Below are 23,894 nucleotides of genomic sequence, written 5' to 3' on the forward strand. Positions count from 1 at the left end.
ACAATAACGGTTCTTCAAAAATAAGGATTTTGAGGGTTGAAGTTGTCAGGATTTTATCAACAAAATGTGACAGTCAAACTGAGTTTGGATTTGAAATGACAAGAACCGAGGCGCATGAAAAGTCGTCGGCCTTAGTTAAAGTGGAACCAGGATATTTAGCGAAGAAGATTTCTTTTTTTTGGAAATGAACGGTCAGTTTTCCATAGGGTGATTCAGCCCTGCTATCCGCTTTACTTCGTTGCACTACGTGTTCGCTCCTATCAGGTTTACTAACTAGGTAAGTGCTTCGATGGTCAAGAGCAAACGGTTTGGTTCGTGAAGACACGAACCACGGCTTGAGGATTTTATCAACAAAATCTTTCGACAAACCTTAAAGATTTTTAAAACCTGCAAGGTTTAAAATAGAAAAACGCTTATCCTCGTTTCCAAACGATTGCATCCATATCAAAAAAATTCTATCGTTTTTAGAAACAAATTATTCAGTTAAATATTTACTTTTTTTTCGGAAATGAATGATTCAATTTTTATAGCCTGTTTCTGGCCCTGCCCACATATTTTATCCCGATAGAGATATGGAAATGTTCACTACAATTGGGTTATTACCAAAGATAGTAGCACAGCCGGCGCCACCTAAACCCGACAGCAGCGGCAGCGCCTGATTCTTCATCAGGCCTACAGCGAATGGCGGGACTGCATAAACCCAAACGCTTCTGCACTTGCTTTCCATAACAAATGGATAAATCTATAGCAATAAAACAATGATAAGATTCTTCGCTGCGACCATTGACAGCCCAATAGAAAGATCGTCATTGCAAGGCACGAAGCAATCTAAAAGCGCTAGCTACCAGCGATAGTTGTAAGATTGCTTCGTCGTTCCTCCTCGCAATGACGATACCTCTGCGAGATTTATTTCCATTAAATTCTACTGTCATTTTATATTGATTTTTATATCATAAATTATCCCTCAGAATGACAAACATTTTTCAGAGCCAGCGCAAACTGAAAACCGCCAATTGCGAACTTATCAAAAATGCTCCTGGCTTACCAGCTCACTTACTTCGTATCCTTTCTGCCTGCACCTTTCAATAATATGTACCAATAAATCGGCCTCCATTTTGGGCTCACGGGCCATAATAAAGAGATATTTTTCATCCGGATGCCCTACCACGACATAACTGTAATCATCAGCCAGCTCTATAATCCAGTAGCCAATTTTAAAAGGCCATAAAAACTGGGCTTTCATATCTCCATCAGCTTTTTCCTTGTCTAAAAATAGCTTTGAAGTGATCGATTTTTCTTCAGGTTTTCCATCCTTATGGTAAGTGGTATATACATCAAAATGATCATCATCTATTAAGGTGTAGGTCTCAGTAGTCTGTTTCCAATGTTTATCCAATAAGGTTGGTATAGAATATAAAGAATACCATTTTCCCTCGAAGGCTTTATAATCAATATTTGAGATTGGCTTGTTTTCCATATTTATTAGCACAAAAATTGCTGATTAGTAACGATTAATTAAACCCCGATTAAATTATAAAGTTTTGAAAAGCATTTTTTAACCTTATATTTATTTATACCTTCGATAGGTATTTAACGAAAGCGAACCAAAAAATATAAATATATGAAAGTAACCGTTGTTGGCGCAGGCGCAGTTGGTGCCACTTGTGCAGATCATATTGCCCGCAAAGAATTGGCGAACGAACTTGTATTATTGGATATTAAAGAAGGTTTTGCCGAAGGTAAAGCAATCGACATGATGCAAACTGCAACCCTTTTGGGCTTCGATACCAAAATTACAGGGGTAACGAATGATTATAGCAAAACCGCAGGTTCTGATGTAGTGGTAATTACTTCGGGTTTGCCACGTAAACCGGGGATGACCCGCGAAGAACTGATTGGCATTAATGCAGGTATTGTGAAAGGTGTTGCCGAAAATATTTTAAAATTCTCTCCTGAAGCCATCTTCATCGTGATCAGTAACCCTATGGATACGATGACCTATCTGGCCTTAAAATCTTTAGGGCTGCCGAAAAACCGTATTATTGGTATGGGTGGAACGTTAGATAGCGCACGTTTCAAATTTTATTTATCACAAGCTTTAAATTGCAGCCCTAATGATTTACAAGGGTTTGTAATTGGTGGCCATGGCGATACCACGATGATTCCATTGACCCGTTTAGCTACTTACCAAAGCTTACCAGTAAGCCATTTATTGGATAAAGCCACGCTTGATCAGGTGGCGGCAGATACCATGGTTGGTGGCGCTACCTTGACAGGTTTAATCGGAACATCAGCCTGGTATGCTCCGGGTGCGGCAGGTGCAGCATTGGTTGAAGCCATTTTACGCGATGAAAAAAAACTATTTACCTGCTGCGTTTCCCTGGAGGGAGAATACGGACAACAAGATATTTGTTTAGGTGCACCGGTAATAATCGGTCGTAATGGTTGGGAAAAAATCGTCGATTTTAAATTAACAGAAGATGAACAGGCGGCATTTAATAAAAGTGCTGATGCAGTGAGGAACATGAACAGCGTACTGGCAGAAATGAAACTGGTTTAAAAGGATAAATCGTCATTGCGGGAGGGCTTTTTTAGCCGACAGCCTGTCCCGACTTTCCGGTGTAGCGATCTTAAAACGATCGATACCAGCCAACGCTTAAAGATTGCTTCGTCGTTCCTTCTTGGCATATCGTAACCCTGAACTTGTTTCAGGATCTTCCAATCGAGATGAAGATTATTTTTCAGAATATTAAAGAAGCTTTAACCATTGAACATCAAAGGTATAGACAAAATAGTAGCTGAGACACATAACATCAGTACCTTCCATAAAATCCCGATTTTAGATGGTCTGGAGTTGTTAAATGCTAAAAAACACACCATTGATTTCCCCTTTCACACGCACAATAATTTTAATATTACGCTGATTTTAAATCAGACTTTTTATACTAAACTCAACGATAAATTTTTACAGGCACCGATCGGTACAATTTCAATCACCAACCCAAACGAAGTACATGCAACCCCCTGCGATAATAAGCTAGGCAATTCTTTTTTTACGTTTTACGTTGCTCCAGACGTGCTTAAAACCTTAAACAACGGCCATGATGTTTTTTTTGAGGATAAAATCATTTATGATCATGATCTGGTTAACCGCTTACACTATTTGTCAGAACACTTTAACCATCCGGCGCTTAATCTCGAAAAAGCGTTACTATCTGTTTTAGAACAACTGGTTGCCCGTTATGCCTCCAGTATGTATTTTAGTGATCAGAAAACGGTATTGTTTCAGGATTTTATCAGCGAAAACCTTTCAGAAAAATTTTCATTAACAGATACTGCAAAACGCTTCGGATTGGATAAATACAAATTTCTGCGTCTATTTAAACACGAGACTGGTTTAACCCCAAATAATTACATCCTTTTACAGCGGATAGAAAATTGCAAAAAGTTGCTCACTAAAGAAACAGATTTGATGGAGGTTGCCATTAAAACGGGTTTTTATGATGTGGCACACCTATCAAGGCATTTCAAAAGATTTACCGGTGTAACACCTTCCGAGTATAAAAGGGCCTAACCGATTGCAATATCGTACAACAGATCCCGGCATGTAAGCTTTATTTTTGCTATCATATCTCACAAAAAATGAAAAAAGATAGCTTTACCATTCTTATTATTTTATTTTTCGGTCTCTCGGTGCGTGCCCAAGTGGGCCATAACCTCACCCCGATTAAAATAGACAAAACTACAGCAGATTTAAACATCAAGCAGGGCGAAGAAACTTCATTTAGTTTCCGGTTAAAAAAAGATTTTTACTACTCAATCACTGTTGAACAAAAAGGAATAGATGTTACAGTAGGATTAAAAGACCATAATGGGAAAACCATACAGGATATAGATTCTCCCAATGGCCGGTTCGGCAGCGAAAAAATCATTTATTCGCCTGATAGTAGCGGTTATTTTATCCTTTCGGTTAAACCACTGTCTGAAAGCAGCAATGCGAAAGAGGGTAACTATTCAGTCAGCATACAAAGCCCGCCAAAGAAATTAAAAAAACTGAGTTCAAAAGCACTTGAACAAGATTTCGACATCCTTAAAAATGCTTTCATTGAAGCAAATATTGGCTTGTGGTACAATACCTATAAGCAGTTCGACAGCCTATGCAAGGCACAAAAAAGTAAGATAAAAGATCGAATGAGTGCTTTGGATTTTTATCAGATCGTTGCGCCAGTAGTTACCTACACCAAAGAAGGCCATTGTGCAATCCAGACGTCCGAAGAAACGGGTAATTACATCAGGCAACATGGCAAGTACTTTCCATTTCTGGTAAAAATCCTGGATAAAAAGGTTTATGTCCTGAACGATCTTGATCATTACAAAACCAAGGGAATGTTACTTTCTAAAATCAATGGAAATAGTATCGATAGCATCATGACGCAATTTCTAAAAATAGAGCCGGCAGACGGCTATAATACCACAAGCAAATACCGATGGATAGAAACAGCGTTCTCTAAATACTACCTGCGTTTTTTCGAACAGCAGCCGAATGTTTTCGATATCGAACTGATTAACCCAAAAACCAACGATAAGGTTCATTATAATGGAATACCAGCATTAAGTTTTAAACAATACGGAAAATTTGTTTCTAAAGAAATCCAATCTATCCCTAATTACCGCTATAAAGAACCCGCTGCATTAAAGATCGACACACTGCTCAGCACGGCTACACTAACAGTAAATACATTTTCAACCAACGATTATACAGGTGGCAGAAAGGGTTTTAAAGAGTTCTTAGCCAGGGGTTTTCAAGACATTGCTCATCATAAAATAAAGCATTTAATTATTGACATCAGGAAAAATGAAGGCGGCGCACAGGCCATGGAAGACCACTTAATGTCGTATCTGGTCGATAACGAATATCCAAAATACCAATATGCTGAAATTCCGTCCTTTACCTATTCTTTTTTAGATTATACCGATTACCGGAATAAAGAATCGCAGGATGATTTCGAAAAGGAGTTAAAAGCCGAATTTTATCGCAGCAACGACGGGCGTTACCTGGATCTTCCCGGAAAATACAAAAGTGATACACCCCAAACCAACCGTTTCAAAGGCGATTTGTATATACTCATCAGCGGTTTATCTTTTTCCGGAGGATCAGAATTTGCTGCTTTAGCAAAAAATTATACCAACGCACGTTTTATAGGTGAAGAAACAGGCGGAGGTTATTATGGCAATACCAGTGGTTTTTTCATCAATTATACCTTACCTAATTCCAAATTAACCGGCCGGATCCCACTCATTAAATTTGTTGTTAAAGAAAAACAAAATAATATTCCATTTGGTCGCGGTGTAATGCCCGATAACGAAGTGCAGCCAAAAATTGAAGAGTACTTAAGCGGATATGATACAGAAATGGAATTTGTAAAAAACCTGATCAAAAACAAATAACCCTTACCTGACATGGTTTTTAGGTTAATTAGCCTAATTTAGGCTTCTAAACACTTGTTATGAAAGCCATTTCCATTCCCTTAAAAATAATAAACTTACAAGACGATGGCTTCCACCTTTTAGTGGAAGTTATTGTTTTTAAGGAAAAACACCTCGCCGTTTTAGATACCGGCGCTTCACGGAGTGTTTTCGATAAATCATTGATCGAAAAACATATATCAGAAACACTTCAGGTTTCTGATGAAATTAATGCTGCTACACTTTTTACCACCACCACTACCATACAGGCTACCCTTCCTCAATTAAAAATCGGCACCTTAAAGATCAATAATTATGAAACAGTGGCTTTTGATCTGCAGTCGGTAAGCGAAACTTACCAGCAGTTTGGTCACCCGCCTATTATGGGGATTATTGGCGGAGATATCTTAATGCAGTATAAGGCTGTGATTAATTACCAGAAAATGATGCTGAGGCTTTATAGATAAAGATAATTTTTCTTTATGACACCGATCATTTTTAACAAAGCCATTTTAAGTGATATTTGACCTTAATGAAGAAGTTAATCGCAATCTTTTGTGTTATTTTTTGGGCAGGATTAATTGGTGGAATTAGCTTTTTGGAAGCCCCGCTAAAATTTCAGGCGCCAGGAATTACCATCCCGCTTGGTTTAGGTATCGGGCAGTTGGTTTTTCAGGCACTCAATAAAATAGAGGTTATATTACTTATGGTGATTTTAGCCTGCTCCTTGCCGGCACCGTTAAAAAACATCAGCAGTATTTTACTTTTTTCGGTTACCATCCTGTTGATGACCGATACCTTTTGGTTGTTACCATTACTTGATGAAAGGGCAAAACTGGTTTTGGCTGGTCATGCCCCGGTAAGAAGTTACCATCATATCTTGTATATCATTGCCGACACCATTAAATTCCTGATATTAATTACACTGGGTTTCTTAAATTTAAAATCATTAAACCATGAAAAAGGATATTGATAATAGAGCAGATATTATCGTTTTAGTGAATACTTTTTACGAAAATGTTGCGATCAATCCGCATATAGGCCCGATATTTACCGATGTTGCCAGGGTGGATTGGACACACCACCTACCCAAAATGTACGATTTTTGGGAAAGTATCCTTTTCGGTAAAGCCATTTATAAGGGAAATCCGATGCTAAGCCATTTTGCACTGAATAAACAAACGCCATTGCAGCAGGAACAATTTGAGATATGGAAAAATCTCTTTTTCCAAAACGTAGACGATTTGTTTACGGGACCTAATGCAGAACTGATTAAACAAAAAGCCCAATCTATTGCTGATTTAATGCACTTTAAAATCAATGCCCCCTTATCGAAGATCAAGATTGTTTAGTTCAATCCGCTTTGATTTCAACTGCTTTCTTTATAAATTTAGTTAACCAAACTAAATTTATGTTATGAAATTTCTCAAAATCTTTTTAGGCATTATCGCCGTACTGGCAGTAATCATTATTGGAGGTAGTCTCTTTCTTCCAAAAAGCTATTCCGTTAATCGGACTATAACCATTCTTGCTCCAGACAGCATTATTTATAAAAACATCGCCGATTATCATGAGTTTTACAAATGGAATGCCTGGTCTAAAATGGATCCAAAAGCGAAGATTACCATTACCGGTACAGCTGCTCAGCCGGGTCACCTGTACCAATGGAATGGTGAAAAAAGTGGTACCGGACAAATGCTGATCAATAAAGCAGAGGCAAATAAAATGGTCGATATGGAATTAAAATTCATCAAACCCATGGAAAGCATAGCAAACACCCGCTTTGACATCGAAAAAGCTGAAAATGGAAATAAAGTAATCTGGACCATGAGTGGAGATAGCAAAGGCATCATCAACAAATGGTTTTGCTTATTTATGGATAAAATGATCGGCAAAGATTTTGAAGATGGATTGAAATCCCTCAAAGAGAAATCAGAGAAGGAGATTTAATTGCAATGTCATTCTGAGAGATAATTTATTGTTTAAAATCAATATAAAATGACAGATTTTTTTTGCTAAATGGTGGGCTGCTAGCGTCCGTAATTGCGGGAAAGCTCTTTCTTCGCCTCGCAATGACGATCTTTTTTTGTTTAAATCTGTCAATGGTAACGAAGTCGAAGACCCTATTATGATTCAACGATCTCTTCATTCCGCTTTGCTCCAGTCGAGGACGTGCGCCCTGTAAACTTTGCATTCTTTGTGCCTTAACTTCATGATCTCTGTGGTTAAAAAAGCAAGTAATATTTCCAGGCTCTTGAAAAGAGCCTTTTTCATTCTTTGAATGTACCAACCAAACAATTATCCCTGCTTTGGGTTAAAAAAGTATCAAAAGTGGTCTAACCATCAATTAATATTTTGTAATTTCCCTTTTTTTTAAGATTACTTTTCCATCAAATGAATTTATTACTTGTAGAAGATGAACCAAGTGTTGTATCTGTAATTTCGAGGGGTTTAACAGACGAAGGATTCACCGTAAGTATTTCTCCTGATGGTTTAATCGGGAAACAGATGGCTTTGGATAATCAGTTTGATCTGATTATCCTTGATATTATGCTACCTGGAATAAATGGATTGGAACTCTGCAAGATCATTAAAGAGCAAAAACCCAATACGCCCATTATCATGCTTACGGCCTTAGGTACTACCGAAAATGTGGTAAACGGACTGGATAATGGCGCAGATGATTATTTGATCAAACCATTTAAATTTGCTGAACTTTTTGCGAGGATCAGAATGCTGCTGAGGCGATACCATGGTGTGGTTTCGCAAGATCAGATTATTGCTGTAGGCGACCTGCAGATAAATTTAAGCGCAAAAACCGTAAAGCGAAACCAACAGGAAATCATTCTTACGGCAACAGAGTATCGGCTACTGGAGTATATGGCTAAAAACAAATCCAAAATTTTATCCCGGATAGATATTCTGGAAAACGTGTGGGATATCGATTTTAACCTGGGCACCAATGTAGTTGATGTTTATGTTAATTACCTTCGTAAAAAAATAGATAAGAATGCTGATCGAAAGCTGATCCATACTGCGGTAGGTTTAGGTTATATATTGAAAGAAAAATAGATGGAGATTGCCAAGAAAATCACTTTACTTTTTGCCATTTTATCGGCAGTTATTATTTCCTTATTAAGTGGTTTTGTTTGGTATTTTTCTAACGAATTTGCCTTCGAAGATTTTTACAAACGCTTGGAAGCAAGGGTTAATATTGCTGCCCAGATTAAACTTTACAAAGACGACAACAATAAGGTTTATGCTAAAATGCGCAACAGATACCTGGAGCGGTTGCCTTCTGAGAAGGAATACATTATTGAAGCAGGAAAACCAACCAATAAACTGGATCGCGAATTGCCAGCAAGTTTTTATAACCGGATAAATGCAGGTTACGTAGCCCGCTATCGCACGGAAAACCACTTTTATGCCGGCAAATATTTTAAAAATCCGAATGGTGGATATATTGTTATTGTTTCTGCAAATGATCCTGTCGGTTTCCGCGAGTTAAAAGACCTGCAAAGAATTTTAATTATTGGCTTTTTTCTTTCGGTCATATTATCATTTGTGGTAGGCTGGAAATTTTCCAATTACATGTTGATGCCCCTGCGAAATATCATTAAAAGTGTAAAAAGAATAAAGGCCGAAAATTTGCACCTAAGGCTGGATGTTAAAAAAGGTAATGATGAAATGTCGCAACTGGCGCAAACCTTTAATAATATGCTCAACCGTTTGGAAACGGCTTTCGAGACGCAAAATAATTTTATCAGCAATGCCTCACATGAGCTGAGAACACCTTTAACCATCATTAGCGGAGAGGTTGAGCTGGCCATGAAAAACATTGCAGATGCAGACAAACAGGAAAAGGCATTATCAAAAATCAAGAATGAAGCAGAACGGCTGGAGCATATCTTAACCAGTTTATTAGGCCTGGCCCAATCAGGTTTTAATGGAAAAAACCAGCCCTGGGAAGAAGTACGAATGGATGAATTGTTATGGGAAATTAAAGATTCGGTAAACCAGGTTCATCCGAACAGTAAAATAGAAATCGATTTTAGTAAACTTCCCGATGATGATGAATTGCTTTCGTTGCGGGTAAATAAAAACCTGATGAAACTGGCCATCAGTAATATTGTAAATAATGCCTGCAAATATTCTAATGAGAAATTGGTAAGCATTAGTATAGAAAGTAACGTCAATATGCTTTCGATCTCGGTAACCGATCGCGGTATCGGCATCCCACAAACCGATATCCAGCATATATTTGAACCTTTCTACCGGGCATCAAACACCAATGATTTTAAAGGTTATGGAGTTGGTTTGCCACTTTCGTTAAATATTATCCGTTTGCACAGGGGTAGTATTGCCATCAAATCGCAGGAAGGCGTTGGCACGGAAATCAAAGTATTGTTACCTACAAAAGTTTAACTGGATCATTGGTCATTCGTAATTGGTTGATTAGTCCATGTAGTTAATTGGTCAACAGTAATTCCTGCACAACGTCCCCTTTAACTTGCTTCAGGATCTAATTTAGATAATGCCTTTAGCCCCATCCCGTTAAAAAAGATCCTTCATTGCATTCGGGATGACAGCTTGTAAAAGAAAAGTATTTGAACCTCCCAGCAATAAAAACAATCTAACATTACAACAATTTAACCGATTAACCAATTTAAACAGTTAACCGAAAAATTCTAAAAAGGAGTGCATTCTAATCTCGTTTTAATCTCGCTCTTATTTCGCTATAATAATATGGAGTTAAACTTGTATAAATAATATTTCAATTCATTTAAACAAGATAAAGAGATGAAAACAGTATTAATTCCAACCGACTTCAAACTAGAAAGTATAAAAATTATTGATGCACTTGTTCAACATCAAAAAAACGAAATATTCAACATCATTTTCGTACATGCCTTTAAACTGTCTGATTCCATAACTGATATGTTAATGTTGAGTCGCCGCAGCCGCGATTATGAAAACGTCAGCGACGAATTTTATCAGCAAATCAATCAGGCCAAGGCAAAATATCCTACTCAAATCAATAACATTGGGATTGAGTATTTCTACGGAAGTACAGTAGCAGCTTTTAAAAATTTTATCGAAGCTTTTGATGTAGAATGCATTGCCTACTTAAAGGGATACAATTTTACGCCAATCAATAAATATAGCATTGACCCTAAAATATTAACAGAACGGGCAGGTTGCGAGGTAATTTTACTAAATACTTTAACCGTTCATGCCAACGAAAATTTAATAGATACGAAAATACACGAAACGCAGCTGCAGGAAGCAAATTCTTAGTTATCAACCATTAAACTTTATATTATGCTATTACGAAATAATATTCCGCTCACTTATATATTTGGAAAGATCAAAAAAGAGCTTCTGTTTGTTATCGGTTACTCTATAGGTATTGTGATATTATATGAGAACCTTCATGTTACCCGTATTTCCATTCCTGTTGCAGTACCTGCTTTACTGGGAACAATCATTTCGCTTTTATTGGCATTTCGTTCTAACCAGGCTTATGACAGGTGGTGGGAAGCAAGGATTCTTTGGGGCGCTATAGTTAATGATTCGAGAACCGTGTCGCGCCAGATCTTGTCGTTCGTTGAAAATCCCTATGGAATAGACGAAATTGAGGAGTTCAAGGCAAGCTTTGTAAAACGGCAGATTGCCTGGTGTTATGCCTTAAGTCAGGCCTTGAGAGGTTTTAATCCTCGAAAAGGTTTAGAAGAATACCTTTCGGTTGAAGAATTTGAGTTCATCAAGAAACGCAAAAATGTAACGGCCAGCATTTTAGAGTTGCATGCCATGGCCTTAAAAAGAGCACTGCAGGAAGGCTGGATCAATAAATATCAACAGATAGAAATAGACAAAACCATAACCGGTTTATGTAACCACATGGGCGGATCGGAAAGAATTAAAAACACCGTTTTCCCGGTTACTTATAGCAAGTATATCAACATGTCTATCCATTTATTCATAGTCTTGTTGCCTTTCGGATTGCTGGAATACTTTGGTTACATGGAAGTTCCATTAGTGGTGGCCATTGCTGCCTTCTTTTTACTGGTTGAAAAAATGGCTGTTCATCTTCAGGATCCTTTTGAGAATAAACCTACAGATACACCAACTACTACCATCTGTAGAACCATTGAACGAGATCTTTGCCAGATGTTAGATGATAATAAAATTTATGAGGATAAACCTCAAACCGAATTGGCCCAGGTGGGATCATATTACATTTTGTAAATCACCCCGGGAAGCCTAAAATAAATCTCTTTGCTGAGATGGTTAGTTAAGCGCAATGGTTTTTCTTTGGATGAAGTATTGCCATTTGCGATAGTTGTATAATACAAAAGCCATTCATTTTTTTTGAATGGCTTTGTTTTTTGTGCTATAATCAAATATTAACTAACACACCCTTAATTGATAAGAAAATTTGCTGAAGCTTAAGCTGATATCATTTTACACTACTATACCTCCAATGTCAGTTGATACAACTGACGCCACCGATAACCCCGCTAAGAAAAAAACCCTCCCAAGTTTTCGCTTGAAGAGGGTTTGTATATTAAATTCCCCTGAAGGGGATTTAAGGATTAAGCATCAATTTTTGCATATTTTGCATTACGCTCAATAAAATCCCTGCGTGGTGCAACTTCATCGCCCATTAACATCGAGAAAGTATGATCGCATTCCGCTGCACTTTCGATGGTGGCCTGCATTAAGGTACGTGTAGCAGGATTTAGGGTGGTATCCCAAAGTTGCTCAGCGTTCATTTCACCCAAACCCTTATAACGTTGTATGTGCACGCTATCTTCTTTACCTGCACCTTTTAAACGCTGTACAGCGGCATCGCGCTGTGCATCATTCCAGCAATATTCAAAATCTTTACCTTTTTTAACCTGATAAAGTGGTGGAGATGCAATGTAAACATATCCGGCCTCAATCAGGGCACGCATATAACGATAGAAGAATGTTAAAATCAACGTGGTAATGTGCGACCCGTCGATATCAGCATCCGTCATGATTACAATTTTATGGTAACGGAGTTTGGTTAAATTTAAAGCTTTATTATCCTCTGGTGTGCCGATACTTACCCCAATAGCGGTAAACATATTTTTGATCTCGTCGTTTTCATAGATCTTATGCTCCATTGCTTTCTCCACATTCAGAATCTTACCTTTTAAAGGTAAAATCGCTTGAATATTACGATCACGACCTTGTTTAGCAGTACCACCCGCAGAATCTCCCTCAACCAGGAAAATTTCACATCTTTCGGGATCGCTATCTGAGCAATCGGCTAGTTTACCCGGCAAGCCAGAACCGCCCATTACGCTTTTACGTTGCACCATTTCTCGTGCTTTACGGGCTGCGGCACGTGCAGTAGCCGCTAAGATTACCTTATTGATAATCATTTTGGCTTCTTTAGGGTTCTCTTCCAGATAATTACCTAAAGCCTCTCCTACCGCAACATCAACAGATCCCATCACCTCACTGTTTCCGAGTTTGGTTTTGGTCTGTCCTTCAAATTGTGGCTCCTGTACTTTTACCGAAACAACCGCGGTTAAACCTTCCCTAAAGTCATCACCGGTGATTTCCATTTTTACGTTCTTTAATAAACCTTCCTTATCAGCATAGGTTTTTAAAGTACGGGTTAATCCCCTACGGAAACCGGCAATATGCGTGCCGCCTTCGTGGGTATTAATGTTATTTACGTAAGAGTGAACATTCTCTGCATAACTGTCATTATACTGGAATGCCAGCTCAACAGGAACACCATTTTTAATTCCTTCGATATAAATAGGCTCAGCCAGAATAGAAGTACGGGTATCATCCAAAAAAGCTACAAACTCTTTTAAACCACCTTCAGAATGGAAAGTTTCAGAAAAATAAGAACCATCATCCAGTTTGTCACGTTCATCAGTTAACGTTAATTTAATCCCTTTATTTAGAAAAGATAACTCGCGCAAACGGCCAGCCAAAGTATCATATTTGTATTCGGTAGTTTGGGTAAAAATGGTAGGATCAGGAGTAAATGTTACAATCGTACCACGTTTGTCTGTATTTCCAACTTCTTTAACATCATACTGCGGAACACCAATTTTATACTCTTGCATCCAGATTTTACCTTCGCGGTGTACTTCTGCTTTTAAATCTGTAGACAAGGCATTAACACAACTTACCCCTACACCGTGCAAACCTCCGGATACTTTGTAGGTATCTTTATCAAATTTACCACCTGCGTGCAAAACCGTCATTACGATTTCAAGCGCCGATTTATTTTCTTTTTTATTAATTCCCGTCGGAATACCACGTCCATTATCTTCAACCCTGATGGAGTTGCCTTCTAAAATGCGAACATCAATGGTATCTGCATGACCGGCTAAAGCCTCATCAATAGAGTTATCTACAACCTCATAAACCAAGTGGTGCAAACCCTTTACACCAGTATCACCTATATACATCGAAGGGCGCTTACGCACCGCTTCCAAACCTTCTAAAACCTGTATATTATCTGCCGAATAATTTGACTTTAAATCCTGTTCTTCGCTCATATTTTAATTAAAAACAATAAGTATCAAAAATACGGAAATTTTGCCACTTAAACTAATATGTGGATAATTTTTGGGCTGTTAAGAGATTGATGCAAAAGCCTCTTCCATTGAGTTAACAGGGATTTGAAATGTAAATCCTGTATTGCCAGCAGGGTTGTCTCTCTCCTTCTATTGATCCCGGTTTTACCCCCATTCCGTTTGGGCTTAAAACCGGTAAAGAACATTTATTTTTCTTTCGGGCATCATCCCCGATATAAGAAGCTTCACTTTTAGAAATAACGTCCCGTTAGGGGCGATTCGTAAGTAGTCAATAGTCAATTGGTGTTTTCTTTCCTTAGGATCATTTGCTATTGCCAATTTGCCAGGCAACATACAACCCCAATAGCAGCACATACTGCGCCATCTAAACCTGATGGAAGCGGGCATGCAATAAAGCGGACAGCAGGGCAAACAACCGTTTGAAACACAGGTATTGCTTTTCGAATCATCGCTATCTTGTTTGAGCGGCCGGCAAGGCGCTTAGCAACGAGTAAAATTAACGCTTGATGCTCCGCGCCAAACGTAAAACACCTTTCGATCACAATAGGCTTTTCTTTAAATTGCATATCAAAACTAATTTATATAAGTTTGCTAAAATTTATTAAACAAGAATGGAAAGAAGAACCTTTAAAACCTTTGGTTTACTTGCAACTGCAACTTTGATAACTGCTTTCTCTGCATGTCAGAACAAAGACACTAAAACTACTGAACCTAAAAAAACAGAGGGTACTACTGCACCGGTTTCTGCAACTGAGAAAATTGTGTTTGTAAACTCCGACTCGTTACTTACAAAATATGAATACTTCAAAGATCTTAAAGTAAAATTTGAAGGTAAAAGCAAAAGTGCTCAGGCAGATATCCAGGCAAAAGGTCAGGCTTTTCAAAGAGAGGTAGCACAATACCAGCAATCGGCACAAACATTATCAGCCGATCAACGCAAAAGTACTGAAGAGCGTTTGGCACGTAAACAACAAGAGCTTCAAACTTACCAACAAAACGCCGGTGGCGCTTTACAGAATGAGCAGGCTGCCGAAAATGAAAAACTTTACGACAAAGTAGCTGATTACCTGAAAGGTTATGCTAAAGAAAAAGGTTATAAAATGGTTTTAACGTACTCAAAAGGTAACAGTGCCATCTTATTTGCCGATGAAAGTTTAGATGTGACTTCAGAAGTAATTAAAGGCTTAAATGCAGAATACAGTAAAAAATAAACCAAAAGATATTGAAAACTGGATGCCCCGACAAAATCGGGGCATTTTTTTTGTGTTACATTGAAAATCAGCACCGAAACCATTTACCCAAATAAAATAAATATGGAAAAACAACATCAGGAATACATGCAGATGGCCATCGACCTATCGGTACAAAATGTAAGCGAGTGCATTGGCGGACCATTTGGCGCGGTAGTGGTAAAAGATGGACAACTCATTGCTAAATCAGCCAACAAGGTTACTTTAACCAACGATCCGACGGCGCACGCAGAGGTTTCGGCCATCAGACTGGCCTGTACCGAATTAAATACCTTCGACTTAAGTGGATGTGTAATCTACACCAGCTGCGAGCATTGTCCGATGTGTTTGGGGGCTATTTACTGGGCAAAAATTGATACCATATATTACGCAAATACCAAAGCAGATGCTGAGCATATTGGTTTTAGCGACAAATTCATTTATGATGAGCTTAACAAACCAATGGAAAACAGAAGCCTGCCTGTAATCCAGTTGATGCGCGATGAAGCGTTGTCGGCATTTAAGCTATGGGAAACATCGCAGATGCGGATTAATTATTAAACTACGAAAGGTGCCGATCACTCAGCACCTTTGTTGTAAACTGAAGTTTATTTACCCGAATCTTTAGAAGCCAACAACCCCACCATAGCATCTATCTCTTTCACTACACCATCATCAGTTCCCGAGAAACCCACGGCTTTAAACCTGATGTTACCATCGCCGTCTATCACAAATTTAGTAGGGATTCCATCCACCTTATAAGCACTTACAACATCGAATTTTGAGGGATCTTTAGCGTTTTTGGTATCGTAAAGCACATTAAAATTGTATTTCTTTTCAGCAATAAAATCGGCAATCACTTTCTCCCTGTTATCCTCATTTTGCCAGGTGTTTACAAACAGGAATACTACATTGGGGTTGGCTGAATATTTCGCCATGGCTTTTTGCATACCGGGAAAAGAAGCTACACATGGGCCGCACCAGGTTGCCCAGTAATCCAAAATCACTATTTTACCTTTTAAGCTGGCCAGGCTAACCTTTTCACCTTTTAAATTCATCAATGAAAAGGCAGGTGCAGGGATATTGATCATTTTTTTGGTCCACTCCGCTCTTTCTTTTTCTAAAGCTGCTTTTTCCAGACTGGCGATATACGTTTCGTAAGTACCTTCTTTCTTCAAACTGGTGTAAAGCCTTTTAAAATCAGCTTTTAACGAATCGGTTGCTTTACCATCTTTGATGAGTTTTTCTGCCTCTGTATAGGCTTTATTGTTCTGCCCATCTTTAATCAGGTAGGTAACATAACGCTCAGAAACATCTGGCGGAACACTAGCATACATCGGTAAAGCTTTTTCCTGTGCAGCCAATGCTTCCTTAAATTTGCCCTGATGATAAAGCAATAATGCATAGGTATCGGCATACATGCCATAAGCACCATTTAAATATTTGAGATAATCTTCTTTAGTATTGTAATATTTTGGCAGCTCATCACTTCTTGATGCTTCTATAAGATCGAGCGATTGCCTGGAAAGCTTTAAGGCTAAATCTATATTTTCCTTTTTTTCGGCAGCTGGCCAGGCAAAATTATTATAGAGACTTGCTCTTGTCATTTTATCAGTTACTTTACCCGCATAATATTGAAACTTATCCAGATCTTTGGCTTTTACCGCGCTATTTGCCATCATGCCATAAACAGCATTTAGTTTGCCCACATCAGCCTTTTTGTTTTGATCGAGTTTAAATCCTGCGATCAGTTCTTCCGCTTTCTGTATTTGCACAGCAAAATCTTTTGTACCGTAAAGTGTATTCATTCCATCATTCCAGGCATAATTTCCGGTTGGATATTTCTTGAGCACAATCCCTTTAACGGAATCGGCCTGTGTTTTTTTCTTTAGCAACGAATACAATCCGATAACAGTGCTCAAATCTTCTTCTTTAGGTTCTTTTAGTTTAGACAACGCCGAAATGTTCTCGTTGATGAGCTTTGTTCCCTTATCTTTATCTGCTTTATACTCGAGCGAAAGGTATTGCTGCAGGTTTTTCTTTTTCAACCCTGGCTTTAGCGCAAATGCCTGATTGTATAATGATACTGCCTTTTCAGGATCAATGGTAAGTCCCAGATAATAATTTCCGGCTAATCCATATAAAAAGGCTTCGTTGAGATACGCCTCAGCAGGTACTTTTCCACCCTTGGTAAATTCAATGACGTAACCGGCCGGTGCTTCATCTTTCTGGTCGCCAACAGAAAAGGAAAGACCAACCACAGTAACGCTATCGGGAGTTGAAATCTCCCCTTTGTAAACCATCCCTTCTTTTACCAGTTCAACTTTCCTGCTTTTTGGATTAGTTGTACTAAAAAAAGTATAACCGGTACATTTTACATCGGCCAGGTTTTCCAGGTTAGTTCCTTTTGGATCGTAGGTAAATTTAACGGTACTTCCTGCAGCTGGTTGAACAGCAGAAAATTTTACCCCCTGAGCATTAACCGCTCCTGCAGCCAACATCAGTAAACAGAATAATTTTAAGGTTTTCATAATGAAAGGATTAGATTTTAATTAGGTAAACTAAATATATAGTTTATTCACCATTATTCCTAGTTATTTTTGTTAAATTTTAAGGAATAATTATTGTATGAAAATAATCATGACCTACGAACAAAAAATAAAGAGTGAACTGGATTTCTGGAAGTTTAAAACTTTGCAACAACCTTCACTATTAAACAAGGTAACTGATAAAGTTCAAAAAAAAATAAACAGCTATATACCCGATAAGGTTCATGATGCCATAACCTCAGCCATAAAACAAATGGTTAAGGCGGTACTTTTTGGTTCTACCTTCACCACTTCGAAACCCATTACCGATTTGACTTTGATGCACCGGGAGGCATTAATTAAGCAAAAGATCGAAAATTATAAAAAAACAGGGGCTGCAGAAGGTGGAATTACGGGTGCGGGTGGTTTTTTAATGAGCCTGGCTGATTTCCCGTTATTATTGGGCATCAAAATGAAAATGCTTTTCGATATAGCGGCAGTTTACGGATATGATGTTAAAGATTACCGCGAACGTTTATATATTCTACACATCTTTCAACTCGCCTTTTCAAGTAAAGAAGAAAGTCAGCATGTTTTCAGCAAAATGCTGTCCTGGGATGAACAAGCGCATTTATTGCCGACCAATATTGATGAATTTGACTGGCTCACTTTTCAGCAACAGTATCGTGATTACATCGATCTGGCTAAACTGGCCCAGATGCTCCCTTTTGTGGGTGCAGCAGTTGGCGCCATTGCCAATTATAAATTAATTGAGAAATTAGGTAAGACAGCCATGATGAGTTATCGAATGAGGTATTTCAGTTTGCAGTATGCAATTTCCAGTTCAGAAAAAACTGAAAACCGTAAACTGAAAACTGGAAACTAACTACTCTTCATCAAACATCCCATCCAATAAATCATCTGTTTCCCTTCTGTCTTTCTTAGTTGGACGTCCTGTTCCCCGATCGCGTTTAAGTGTTGGTGCATGAAAAGCTGATTTAAAAGCATGCGTTTCTTCTGGCGGAGTAAGATCTTTATATTTGGTTAAGGCGGTTGGCGAATCTGTTCTGTTATACGAGAGTTCAACCACCTCTATAATTTTTTTCTCAATGCCTTTTGAAACCTGGTAAACGTCGCCAACTTTCACAATAGCCGAGGGTTTAATATTCTGCCCCTTGAGTTTCACCCTACCTGCTTTACAGGCATCGGTAGCCAGGCTCCTTGTTTTAAACAGCCTGATTGCCCATAAATATTTATCTATCCGAAGTTTTTCTGTCTCTGTCATAAAAATACAAAAATACGTAATTAGGTTAACTGTATAAACTGGTTGATCGATTAATTGTAGATACGGTTTTCAACAGTTAACCGATTGAAACAATTAACCTTTAACCCAGGAACAAAACAATTTATACAATAAACCCTTTAATAAACAAAAATTGATTTATTTTGCGTAAAATTAAAAAACATCATGTATTCAGATTTAAAGAAATTAATTGAAGCCGCTTGGGAAGACAGAACACTTTTACAATATAGCAACTATTGCGAAGCCATTGAAACGGTAATTCAAGGTTTAGATAAGGGCGAAATCCGTGTAGCTGAACCAGTTTTAAACTCTTGGGGCATTAATGAATGGGTAAAAAAGGCAGTAATTTTATATTTCCCGATCCGCGAAATGAAGGAAATTAAAAGCGGTCCGTTTGTTTACCATGATAAAATGGAATTAAAAACCGATTACAAAACAACTGGTGTTCGTGTGGTGCCTATGGCAAGCGCACGTTATGGTTCGTTTTTGGCAAAAGGTGTAATCATGATGCCATCGTATGTAAATATTGGCGCTTATGTTGACGAAGGTACCATGGTTGATACCTGGGCTACCGTGGGTTCTTGCGCACAAATTGGTAAACGTGTACATTTAAGTGGTGGTGTAGGTATTGGTGGTGTTTTAGAGCCTGTACAAGCTGCTCCGGTTATTATCGAAGATGATGCCTTTTTAGGTTCAAGAGCTATTGTTGTAGAAGGTGTTAAAGTAGAAAGAGAAGCCGTTCTTGGTGCCAATGTGGTTTTAACAGCATCGACCAAAATTATTGATGTTACCGGCCCAACCCCTGTTGAATATAAAGGTATTGTTCCGGCTCGTTCAGTGGTAATACCAGGAAGTTATACTAAAAAATTCCCAGCTGGCGAATTTCAGGTTCCCTGTGCTTTAATTATCGGTAAACGTAAAGAAAGTACAGATAAGAAAACTTCACTTAACGATGCGTTGAGAGAAAATAATGTAGCGGTTTAAGCTGAAAGCAAAAAGGTGAAAGCTGAAAGCGAAACTAGAAATCAAAAGGCCGATAGTACTGAACTTGATCAATCAAGCTTTGGTCTTTCGGCTTTAAACTTTAAGCTTAAAATAGGGTTTGACGGCAAGCGTGCTGCCAATAACTTAACCGGACTTGGTAATTACAGCCGTTCTTTAATTGAGCATCTGGCAGATCAGTTTCCTGAACACGAGTATTTGGTTTATGCACCAAAAGTAAAATCCGCCAGACAGATAGATGCTTTTTTTGAAAAGGAAAACATCAAATTAAAGCTTCCTAAAAGCGGGCCTTTTTTATGGAGGACGTTAAATATTCTAAAAGATTTAACCCAAGACGAATGCCAGATTTTTCATGGTCTTAGTCATGAAATTCCATTGGCCATTCAGCACACCAGGATTAAATCCATCGTAACCATACACGATTTAATTTTTCTTCGCTTTCCACAGTATTATAAATTGATCGACCGGAAATTATACGAATGGAAAAGTAAATCTGCCTGCAAACGCGCCGATAAAATTATCGCAATCAGCGAAAAAACAAAGGAAGATATTATCAATCTGTACGGAATTAACCCTGAAAAGATTGAAGTAATTTACCAGAGCTGCGATGATGGTTTTAAAACAGCGTTTCCAAAAGAAAAATTAAGCAGGATTAAGGCAACCTATAAACTACCTGATAAATACCTGCTGAATGTTGGCACCATTGAAGAGCGTAAAAATCTAAAACTGGTTGTCCAGGCTTTAAAAGAAGTTAATGAAGAATATAAATTGGTAGTGATAGGGAAACAAACTGCCTATTTTAACAGCGTTGAGAAAGAAATAGAAAAGCTCGGTCTGAAAAACCGCATCTTATTTTTAAAAAACATTCCTTTTACCGACCTGCCTGGCATTTATCAGATGGCTGATGTTTTTGCCTACCCTTCATTTTACGAAGGTTTTGGTATCCCAATTATTGAGGCCCTTTACTCTGGTGTTCCAGTTGTTGCGGCAACAGGCTCATGCCTGGAAGAAGCGGGTGGTCCCAATAGTCTGTATGTTTCGCCAAATGATGCAACAGGATTAGCAAAAGCCATTAATCAGATTATAGAAAATCCTCAACTTCAAAAAGAAATGAAAGAAAAGGGGTTGGAATTTGTTCAAAAATTCAATAGTTCTGTGGTTACAGAGCAATTGATGAATTGTTATGTAGCTCTTTAATAAATAATCTTTCAGTTAGTTTGGTAAAGACTTTAATTAAGCTTAATTCCGTTATTTATATACATTTTAAATTCCTTGTAGATATTTCAATTCGTAGTCGTCACCCTGAATTCATTTCAGGGTCTTTTCTGCAAAATAAGATGCTGATCACGAAGTAGCTACAAGGCCACTGAAAATATTATTTTTACTTGTAAAATAAATTCAGCATGACGAATCTATCTAGGAACATTTACAAAACAGAATTTTCACTAATAATTATCAAACTCAAGTTAAGAGAATTAACACCTCGTTAAAAGAAAAAAAGGGCTGGAATTATTTAAAATTCAACAGCCCTCTTGTTATAGTTAATTTCTACTGCTTATTTTGCAGTTACACCGTTCGATGGATATTGTGCTAAGATTTCTTTCACGCCAGTATACAAACGTTGTTCTCTTTTATTAAAGTTATCAAGGTTAAAACCTGATCCCTGTCCGTGCCAGAATAGAATCTTTTTGGCCGGATCCAGAAAATCGATAATGATGGTACCGTCAATATACTGGTTCACATAGGTACCGCCGCCCCAGAAAGGATTTCCCCAACCGCCGCGCCAGCCCCATCCCCAGCCACCGTAGTAACCCGGGCCATATACATCGGTTTTTTCGCGGGCAACCACTACAAGATTAACCAGCATATCCGGACGATCCGATTTTGTAAAGCCTTTCGCATTCATTTCAGATTCAACCGCCGCCATCAACCTGCGCTTATCTAAATTGTTGAGCTTAATCCTGGCAATACCTTTATCGTAAAAATTGTAAGTTTTATAACCGCTTAAATCAACATCTTTATCATAATCTGATGCGGTGCGGAGTGTTGTACATCCTGCTAATGCCAATACCACTGTAAAAAGCATTAATAATTTTTGTGCTGTTTTCATTTTGTGCGTTTCTTGTATAAATAACCTGACATAAATATAACGATCTTGTAAACCAAATAAAATCATTTAACATTTTTTTACAATCAGATTTTTATCTATAAAACGATTTCTATTTGATTATGTTTTGACCTTATATCACTCAGACTAAATATTTTACAATTGGATTAAATGAGTCAGATCAATAAATTGGAGGATATTGTGACAAGATCTGTTTAACAGCAAGATTTATCCTGTTTTCTCTATCGTAATAATCATCCAAATTAAAGCCCGACCCTACCCCGTGCCACATAATTGCCTTGGTTTCCGGGTTCAAAAAGTCAATGATAATAGTCCCCGTTTGATATGGTTTGTTGCTGTTAAGCGGTCCGAATTGCGAATCTCTCCATTGATACGACAATGAGGCTGCATCCCATTGATAACCACCCCCACTGTAACCCCAATCTGCCCTCGAATTAATGCTGCTTAAAACTACTACATTAACCAAAAAATCCGGTCGGCCAGCTTTGCCAAACCCTTTTTTTGCCATAGTGGCTTCGATGGCATCTAACATCCTGGGCTTGTCAAGGTTGTTTAATTCTAAATGTTCAATGCCTTTTTCATAGTAAGCAAAGGATTTCAACTTCGAAAAATCGATCTTTTTGTCGTAATCTGATGCCGTAAGCACAGAAATACAACCGGTAAATGCCATTACAATAGTAAACAGCATACCCCATTTAAGTGTGTGTTTCATTTTATGTTTTATTTAATAACCTATTACTAAAATACGGGTTTATTGGCGTAAAACACATCCATTCAGCTAAATGAACGATAAAGAATATGTTACGATCATAACATTACTTTATCAGTATGATAAGTGCCAGATAGGAACATATGACGCCACAGGAAATCGTTGAATCACTAAGGATAAACACTCCTATTGTAAAATGTACTTCATTTAATAACCTGTAATTAAAAATTGATTCATTTGCCAGCGCGTAACATTTAATAGAATAAAAAATATATAATGCTAAAATTCTTTTATGAGTACGTTACTTAACTTAAGCTTTATCAATTAACTTTGCAGAATGTTAAAAGATGAGATTAACAAAGCTTTAGAAGTATTAAAATCGGGCGGGGTAATCCTCTATCCTACCGATACCATTTGGGGAATAGGTTGCGATGCCACCAATCCGGAAGCGGTAGACAAAGTACTGAAAATAAAGAACCGGCCGGCCGAAAAGAGCTTAATCGTCTTATTGGATATTGACAGTAAACTGCAGAGTTATGTTGCCGAAATACCCGACGTGGCGTATGATCTGATCGAATATGCAGAAAACCCGCTTACCGTTGTTTTTTCGAATGCCAAAAACTTGGCTAAAAATGTAATTAACGCTGATGGCAGCGTAGGCATCAGAATTGTTAAACACGATTTTTGTACCCCATTGATCCAGCGTTTTAGAAAACCTATCGTATCTACCTCTGCAAATTTAAGCGGGCAGCCTTCGCCAAAATTCTTCGATGACATTGATCCTGAAATTATCAATGCTGTTGATTATGTAGTAGATTTTGAACAGGAAAACCGGACCAGCAAAAAACCATCAACCATCATGAAACTTTCTCCAGGTGGACAGTTTGAGTTTATCAGGAAGTAAGCCTCAATAGTTTTTATTAATTTCGCATCAT

Annotated in this window: 24 protein-coding genes; 17 read left to right on the forward strand and 7 right to left on the reverse strand. The window is 38.0% G+C overall.

Annotation, left to right across the window (positions count from 1 at the left end; translation table 11 throughout):
• Positions 1-1,024 precede the first annotated feature (1,024 nt).
• Positions 1,025-1,477 carry a lipocalin family protein gene (locus ACFE6N_RS21750; RefSeq protein WP_378939975.1) on the reverse strand — a complete coding sequence of 151 codons (453 nt, stop codon included), beginning with the start codon at positions 1,475-1,477 and terminating at the stop codon, positions 1,025-1,027.
• A 144-nt stretch (positions 1,478-1,621) separates the two neighbouring features.
• Here ACFE6N_RS21750 and mdh point away from each other — a divergent pair, with 144 nt between their 5' ends.
• From mdh to ACFE6N_RS21805, 11 genes are all read left to right on the forward strand, one after another.
• On the forward strand, positions 1,622-2,560 hold the full coding sequence (gene mdh, locus ACFE6N_RS21755) for a malate dehydrogenase (RefSeq protein WP_378939976.1): 939 nt from the start codon (positions 1,622-1,624) through the stop codon (positions 2,558-2,560).
• A 207-nt stretch (positions 2,561-2,767) separates the two neighbouring features.
• Positions 2,768-3,574 (forward strand): helix-turn-helix domain-containing protein, encoded by an 807-nt coding sequence (locus tag ACFE6N_RS21760; RefSeq protein ID WP_378939977.1) that lies wholly within the window; start codon positions 2,768-2,770, stop codon positions 3,572-3,574.
• A gap of 68 nt (positions 3,575-3,642) precedes the next feature.
• Positions 3,643-5,448 (forward strand): S41 family peptidase, encoded by a 1,806-nt coding sequence (locus ACFE6N_RS21765; RefSeq protein ID WP_378939978.1) that lies wholly within the window; start codon positions 3,643-3,645, stop codon positions 5,446-5,448.
• Positions 5,449-5,507: 59 nt separating this feature from the next.
• Positions 5,508-5,933, forward strand: coding sequence for a retropepsin-like aspartic protease (locus ACFE6N_RS21770; protein ID WP_090982831.1), 426 nt, complete (start codon positions 5,508-5,510; stop codon positions 5,931-5,933).
• Positions 5,934-5,998: 65 nt separating this feature from the next.
• On the forward strand, positions 5,999-6,439 hold the full coding sequence (locus ACFE6N_RS21775) for a hypothetical protein (protein WP_378939979.1): 441 nt from the start codon (positions 5,999-6,001) through the stop codon (positions 6,437-6,439).
• Positions 6,423-6,818, forward strand: coding sequence for a group III truncated hemoglobin (locus ACFE6N_RS21780; RefSeq protein ID WP_378939980.1), 396 nt, complete (start codon positions 6,423-6,425; stop codon positions 6,816-6,818). Before ACFE6N_RS21775 ends, ACFE6N_RS21780 begins: the two co-directional genes overlap by 17 nt.
• 64 nt (positions 6,819-6,882) lie before the next feature.
• Positions 6,883-7,416 carry an SRPBCC family protein gene (locus ACFE6N_RS21785; protein ID WP_378939981.1) on the forward strand — a complete coding sequence of 178 codons (534 nt, stop codon included), beginning with the start codon at positions 6,883-6,885 and terminating at the stop codon, positions 7,414-7,416.
• Between the two features lie 444 nt (positions 7,417-7,860).
• Positions 7,861-8,538 (forward strand): response regulator transcription factor, encoded by a 678-nt coding sequence (locus tag ACFE6N_RS21790; RefSeq protein ID WP_378939982.1) that lies wholly within the window; start codon positions 7,861-7,863, stop codon positions 8,536-8,538.
• On the forward strand, positions 8,539-9,891 hold the full coding sequence (locus ACFE6N_RS21795) for a sensor histidine kinase (protein ID WP_378939983.1): 1,353 nt from the start codon (positions 8,539-8,541) through the stop codon (positions 9,889-9,891). It begins immediately after the preceding gene.
• Positions 9,892-10,266: 375 nt separating this feature from the next.
• On the forward strand, positions 10,267-10,764 hold the full coding sequence (locus tag ACFE6N_RS21800) for a hypothetical protein (protein ID WP_378939984.1): 498 nt from the start codon (positions 10,267-10,269) through the stop codon (positions 10,762-10,764).
• Positions 10,765-10,788: 24 nt separating this feature from the next.
• Positions 10,789-11,715 (forward strand): bestrophin family protein, encoded by a 927-nt coding sequence (locus ACFE6N_RS21805; RefSeq protein ID WP_145856155.1) that lies wholly within the window; start codon positions 10,789-10,791, stop codon positions 11,713-11,715.
• Positions 11,716-12,062: 347 nt separating this feature from the next.
• Here ACFE6N_RS21805 and gyrB read toward each other — a convergent pair whose 3' ends face one another.
• Positions 12,063-14,021: a DNA topoisomerase (ATP-hydrolyzing) subunit B gene (gene gyrB, locus ACFE6N_RS21810; RefSeq protein ID WP_378939985.1), complete on the reverse strand. Its 1,959-nt coding sequence runs from the start codon at positions 14,019-14,021 to the stop codon at positions 12,063-12,065.
• A 347-nt stretch (positions 14,022-14,368) separates the two neighbouring features.
• Entirely contained in the window at positions 14,369-14,626 is a 258-nt protein-coding gene (locus tag ACFE6N_RS21815) for a hypothetical protein (RefSeq protein WP_378939986.1), read from the reverse strand.
• Positions 14,627-14,671: 45 nt separating this feature from the next.
• On the opposite strand from ACFE6N_RS21815, the gene ACFE6N_RS21820 reads away from it, so the two are divergent.
• On the forward strand, positions 14,672-15,271 hold the full coding sequence (locus ACFE6N_RS21820; RefSeq protein WP_090982809.1) for an OmpH family outer membrane protein: 600 nt from the start codon (positions 14,672-14,674) through the stop codon (positions 15,269-15,271).
• Positions 15,272-15,373: 102 nt separating this feature from the next.
• Complete coding sequence (locus ACFE6N_RS21825) at positions 15,374-15,850, forward strand: nucleoside deaminase (RefSeq protein WP_378939987.1); 477 nt, start codon at positions 15,374-15,376, stop codon at positions 15,848-15,850.
• Between the two features lie 47 nt (positions 15,851-15,897).
• Here ACFE6N_RS21825 and ACFE6N_RS21830 read toward each other — a convergent pair whose 3' ends face one another.
• Positions 15,898-17,820: a redoxin domain-containing protein gene (locus ACFE6N_RS21830; RefSeq protein ID WP_378939988.1), complete on the reverse strand. Its 1,923-nt coding sequence runs from the start codon at positions 17,818-17,820 to the stop codon at positions 15,898-15,900.
• A 109-nt stretch (positions 17,821-17,929) separates the two neighbouring features.
• Here ACFE6N_RS21830 and ACFE6N_RS21835 point away from each other — a divergent pair, with 109 nt between their 5' ends.
• Positions 17,930-18,703 carry an EcsC family protein gene (locus ACFE6N_RS21835; protein WP_378939989.1) on the forward strand — a complete coding sequence of 258 codons (774 nt, stop codon included), beginning with the start codon at positions 17,930-17,932 and terminating at the stop codon, positions 18,701-18,703.
• On the opposite strand, the gene ACFE6N_RS21840 is transcribed toward ACFE6N_RS21835, so the two are convergent.
• Positions 18,704-19,102 (reverse strand): RNA-binding S4 domain-containing protein, encoded by a 399-nt coding sequence (locus ACFE6N_RS21840; RefSeq protein ID WP_090982803.1) that lies wholly within the window; start codon positions 19,100-19,102, stop codon positions 18,704-18,706.
• A gap of 183 nt (positions 19,103-19,285) precedes the next feature.
• Here ACFE6N_RS21840 and ACFE6N_RS21845 point away from each other — a divergent pair, with 183 nt between their 5' ends.
• Positions 19,286-20,104, forward strand: a complete 819-nt coding sequence (locus tag ACFE6N_RS21845; protein ID WP_186462435.1) for a 2,3,4,5-tetrahydropyridine-2,6-dicarboxylate N-succinyltransferase — start codon at positions 19,286-19,288, stop codon at positions 20,102-20,104.
• Positions 20,105-20,119: 15 nt separating this feature from the next.
• Entirely contained in the window at positions 20,120-21,319 is a 1,200-nt protein-coding gene (locus ACFE6N_RS21850; RefSeq protein WP_378939990.1) for a glycosyltransferase family 4 protein, read from the forward strand.
• 358 nt (positions 21,320-21,677) lie between these two features.
• Here the strand turns inward: ACFE6N_RS21850 and ACFE6N_RS21855 are convergent, their stop codons facing one another.
• Positions 21,678-22,232, reverse strand: coding sequence for a DUF4136 domain-containing protein (locus tag ACFE6N_RS21855; protein ID WP_378939991.1), 555 nt, complete (start codon positions 22,230-22,232; stop codon positions 21,678-21,680).
• A gap of 178 nt (positions 22,233-22,410) precedes the next feature.
• On the reverse strand, positions 22,411-22,962 hold the full coding sequence (locus ACFE6N_RS21860) for a DUF4136 domain-containing protein (protein ID WP_378939992.1): 552 nt from the start codon (positions 22,960-22,962) through the stop codon (positions 22,411-22,413).
• A gap of 334 nt (positions 22,963-23,296) precedes the next feature.
• Between ACFE6N_RS21860 and ACFE6N_RS21865 the strand changes: the two genes are divergently transcribed.
• The gene (locus ACFE6N_RS21865; RefSeq protein ID WP_145856170.1) at positions 23,297-23,863 is read left to right on the forward strand and encodes an L-threonylcarbamoyladenylate synthase; all 567 of its coding nucleotides are present in this window, start codon (positions 23,297-23,299) and stop codon (positions 23,861-23,863) included.
• The last annotated feature ends 31 nt before the right edge of the window (positions 23,864-23,894 follow it).

Source organism: Pedobacter sp. BG31 (assembly GCF_042464845.1).
Classification (GTDB): domain Bacteria; phylum Bacteroidota; class Bacteroidia; order Sphingobacteriales; family Sphingobacteriaceae; genus Pedobacter; species Pedobacter suwonensis.